This is a genomic window from Deltaproteobacteria bacterium, from assembly GCA_021159305.1.
In the GTDB taxonomy this organism is placed as follows: domain Bacteria; phylum Campylobacterota_A; class Desulfurellia; order JAGGSF01; family JAGGSF01; genus JAGGSF01.
On the sequence record JAGGSB010000056.1, the window covers coordinates 1 to 3,759 of the forward strand.

At 37.7% G+C, this 3,759-nt stretch carries 5 protein-coding genes and 1 tRNA gene; 5 read left to right on the plus strand and 1 reads right to left on the minus strand.

The annotated features are described in order from the left end of the window. Positions 1–176: 176 nt before the first annotated feature. From J7J10_03675 to nadE, 4 genes are all read left to right on the plus strand, one after another. Entirely contained in the window at positions 177–449 is a 273-nt protein-coding gene (locus J7J10_03675) for a hypothetical protein (GenBank protein ID MCD6130030.1), read from the plus strand. A 15-nt stretch (positions 450–464) separates the two neighbouring features. Further along, positions 465–1,316, plus strand: a complete 852-nt coding sequence (locus J7J10_03680; protein MCD6130031.1) for an iron dicitrate transport regulator FecR — start codon at positions 465–467, stop codon at positions 1,314–1,316. Between the two features lie 12 nt (positions 1,317–1,328). Next, positions 1,329–1,418 (plus strand) — tRNA-Leu (locus tag J7J10_03685). Between the two features lie 6 nt (positions 1,419–1,424). Then, complete coding sequence (nadE, locus tag J7J10_03690; GenBank protein ID MCD6130032.1) at positions 1,425–2,327, plus strand: NAD(+) synthase; 903 nt, start codon at positions 1,425–1,427, stop codon at positions 2,325–2,327. On the opposite strand, the gene J7J10_03695 is transcribed toward nadE, so the two are convergent. After that, complete coding sequence (locus J7J10_03695; protein MCD6130033.1) at positions 2,317–2,814, minus strand: AAA family ATPase; 498 nt, start codon at positions 2,812–2,814, stop codon at positions 2,317–2,319. The two genes, nadE and J7J10_03695, sit on opposite strands and share 11 nt — an antisense overlap. 64 nt (positions 2,815–2,878) lie before the next feature. Here J7J10_03695 and J7J10_03700 point away from each other — a divergent pair, with 64 nt between their 5' ends. Beyond that, complete coding sequence (locus J7J10_03700; GenBank protein MCD6130034.1) at positions 2,879–3,706, plus strand: M48 family metallopeptidase; 828 nt, start codon at positions 2,879–2,881, stop codon at positions 3,704–3,706. Positions 3,707–3,759 lie beyond the last annotated feature (53 nt).

Genomic DNA, 3,759 nt, shown 5'->3' on the forward strand with positions numbered 1-3,759 from the left:
CTAAAGCCCTCTCTTTTGGCCTTAGATTATGGTTTATCAGGTGTTCACTTTTAAATCGTAAATCTAATAAAAACAGTTCACTTTTAATTTTTAAATGACAAAAACAAAACTTTACCTTGACAGAAATGGAGTAGATTTATATCCTAATAAACAATAGTATGCTAAGGGAGGTTGGTATGTCTGTGCTCAATTTTTTTCCTTATGTCCTTGAGGGTGATGAAGATGTTGCAAAGGTGGCAAAAAAGCAGCTAAAAATGAAAATTGAAGAGAGAATAAAACAATTGTATGCAACGCCACCTTCAGGAATAGTAGGAATGCTCTATGTAGGGGTAAGGCCCGATCTATTCAAAAAATGGCATGATTTCAAAAAAGTAGAAAATATTATGGATGAATTTGTAGGAGAGAAAAAAGCAGAGCGAGTAATAAATGATTACCTTTGGAAAGGTTAATTAAGTTAAAATTGCATGGATAAGGATATATCCTGTATCGTAGAGAAAATCGAAAAAGCTGAAACAGTTGTTTTTCTCACGGGTGCAGGAATGTCTGCTGATTCCAACATTCCTACTTTTCGAGACAAAGAAGGATATTGGAGAAATTTTCCTGCATTCAAAAGAGCGGGATTAGAGGCACAAACTCTTGCTTCTCCTCAGAGTTTTCGCAGATGCCCCCAATATGCCTGGGCATTTTATGAATGGCGAAGAAGAAATGCACATCAGAATAAACCACATGCGGGATATACTGTAATAAATAAGCTTATAAGAAAACACTTCAAGAAGGCATTCATCCATACTACAAATACCGACGGGTATCATCTTATTTCTGGAACTGAACCTTTATCTGTTTGTGAGGTTCATGGTTCCATGTGGAGATTGCAATGTATGAGAGAAGTAGGATGTAATTATGGAGTGAGAGAAAATCTTGAAGTACCTTTATGTGATTTAGACAAAGAAAAGATGGAGGCAGGCAGACTGCCTATTTGTCCTGTTTGTGGTGATCTCTTAAGGCCAAATATACTTATGTTTGGCGATTGGGATTATATAGAGAATACTTATCAAAAAAGAAATTGGTATAGTTTTTTAGAAGAAGTAAAGGTGCCGGATGTAGTCTTTCTCATCGGTAGTAGTTCTACTATTGCCACTAATGATAGTATTGCTTCTCGCCTTAAGCAAAAGGGCAGTTACATAATAACCATAAATCCACAGGTTTCTTCTCTTTCTGTATGTAAACCTGATGCTTTTATGCAGATGAAGGCAAAGGATGCATTGCTCGCCATATATGAGTCGTTGCAACTTGACAATGAGAGTTCAGAGTGTTAAATAAATGCGAGTGCCGAGGTGGCGGAATTGGTAGACGCGCCAGACTCAAAATCTGGTGGGAGTGGCCCTCCCGTGCGGGTTCGATTCCCGCCCTCGGCACCATAAATTATGAAATATAAAGATTTTCTCGCATCTACCGATTACACCAAGCTCATCTCCAAGATGTGCGATTTTATTAAAGAGTCCTCAAAGGAAAGTGAAGTGATTGTAATAGGGCTGAGTGGAGGATTGAATTCAACGGTAGATGCTTACCTATCGGTGGAGGCTGTGGGAAAGAGGAATGTATTCGGTCTCATCCTACAGGAGAAAGACTCCTCCATCCAGAATATGAGAGATGCTACTGCGCTTGCTCATGTTTTAGATATAGATTACAGATTTATAGATATAACAAAAGCCTTAAAAGAAATAGGTATTTACCGCCTGTCTCCTTCTACATTTCTGATTCCCAGAAAGAGGCAGGAAAAATGGGTAAAAAGACAATGGGAAGAAATGGGCGGCGAAGATGTTTTTCTAAAAGATCTTGCTTCAAGTGCAAAAGAGAAAGATTTCTGGGAAGCACAAGCCTATTATCGAGCAAAAGTCAGATTGAGGACAATCTTACTTTATTTTCATGCAAATCTGCGTAATGGTTTAGTTTTAGGAAATACAAACAAAACGGAAATACTCACTGGATTATATGTGAAATATGGAGATGAATTAGCAGACATAGCACCTCTTGTAAATATTTACAAAACGCAGACAAGAGAAATAGCCAAGAAACTAAAAATTCCCAAGGCTATCTTAGAGAAAACACCCTCGCCCGATCTTATACCTGGCATAGATGATGAGTTTATATTGGGATTATCTTATGAAGATGTAGATGAGATATTATACTGTTTAGAGAATAATCTGTCTGTGGATTTGCCTGAAGAAAAGGTAAACAGAGTAAGAAAAATTATGGACAAAGCTTCTATCAGAAGTTTACCCAAGCATGTATTTCCTTTTAATGGAGAAAAATACATTATCTCTTAAGCATCTCTTTTAGTTGAAGAGGTATTATATCTCTATTCTTTACATTTATCTCTAAGATTTTAAATTTATGTTTAATGCCTTCAATAAAAGATGTTCCTTTCAAGGGAGCGGTAGCCAGCAAGTGATTTTCTGTTTTCACTATATTGAGAATATAGGTGCGAAAAGATTGGGAGAGACATTCCATTTTTCCTATCTCATCAATAACTATTATCTCATTATTAGTTTGAGGCATGAGCAGAGGAATTAACTTGTCCCATAATTTCGTATTTACACCATATTTCCCCACATGAAATTGAGAGGATGAGTTTACATGAGCGAGCACTTCTTGTTTACCGTTTAATGTTTTTAATAAGAACCCTACCCTACCCTTTTTTTCTCTTATTTCCTGAGTATAAAATCCTCTTACAGGCATTGAGATATGGTTTATTGTTTTTATAACTGCAGTTGTTTTTCCTACACCAGGACGACCAACGATTAAAATTCTCATACTCACATTATATACAAAATTTTCTATTGCAGGCAAACAGACAATTTGTGTATTATATTTGATAATGAGATTGATATTGAAAAGCAAGATTAAAAAATTTGGTTTATATTTGTTAGCTCTTTTGATTTTGTCTGCATGTGCTACCGTTCCTTTTACCGAAAGAAAACAACTGATTCTTATTGACCCTCAAACTGAATTGGCTTTAGGGCTTAAAGCACGCCAGGAGATTTTAAAGAAAGCTAAGACATGCAAAGACCCTCAAATAGTAAATATGGTGAATAAAGTGGGTTGGCGCATTGCTAAAGCAACAGGAAGAACAGACCTTCCCTGGGAATTTACAGTTATAGAAGAGCCAAAAACAGCCAATGCCTTTTGTTTACCAGGAGGAAAAGTCTTTGTCTATACAGGTATTCTGAAATATACACAGAATGAAAATGGTCTATCTACAGTTTTGGCACATGAGATTGGCCATGCCATTGCCCGTCATGGGGCAGAGAGGTTGAGTATGGTGTTACTGGCTCAAGCGGGAGAAGATGCTCTTGCTACAGCTTTAGAAAAAGATTCGGATACTCGTTCTAAAGCATTTTTAGCCGCTTATGGTCTGGGAGCTCAATTGGGTGTTATTTTACCCTACAGTCGCATTCAGGAATACGAAGCAGACCATCTTGGTCTTATCTTTATGGCAAAGGCAGGTTATGACCCAAGAGGCGCTTTGTTGTTCTGGAATCGCATGCTGGAAAAACAAAAAGAACATAAAATTCCTGAGTTTCTCTCCGACCATCCAACAGATGAAAAACGCATAGAAACTATAAAACAGCTTCTGCCAGAGGCATTAAAGTACTACCACCCGAAAATAAATAACCCCGCCGCAAGCAGAGGGGGGTATCACTAGATGTCATTCCGCCCCCGCATCGGTGTGCGTGGTAACATTCTTTCCCTCTGTCA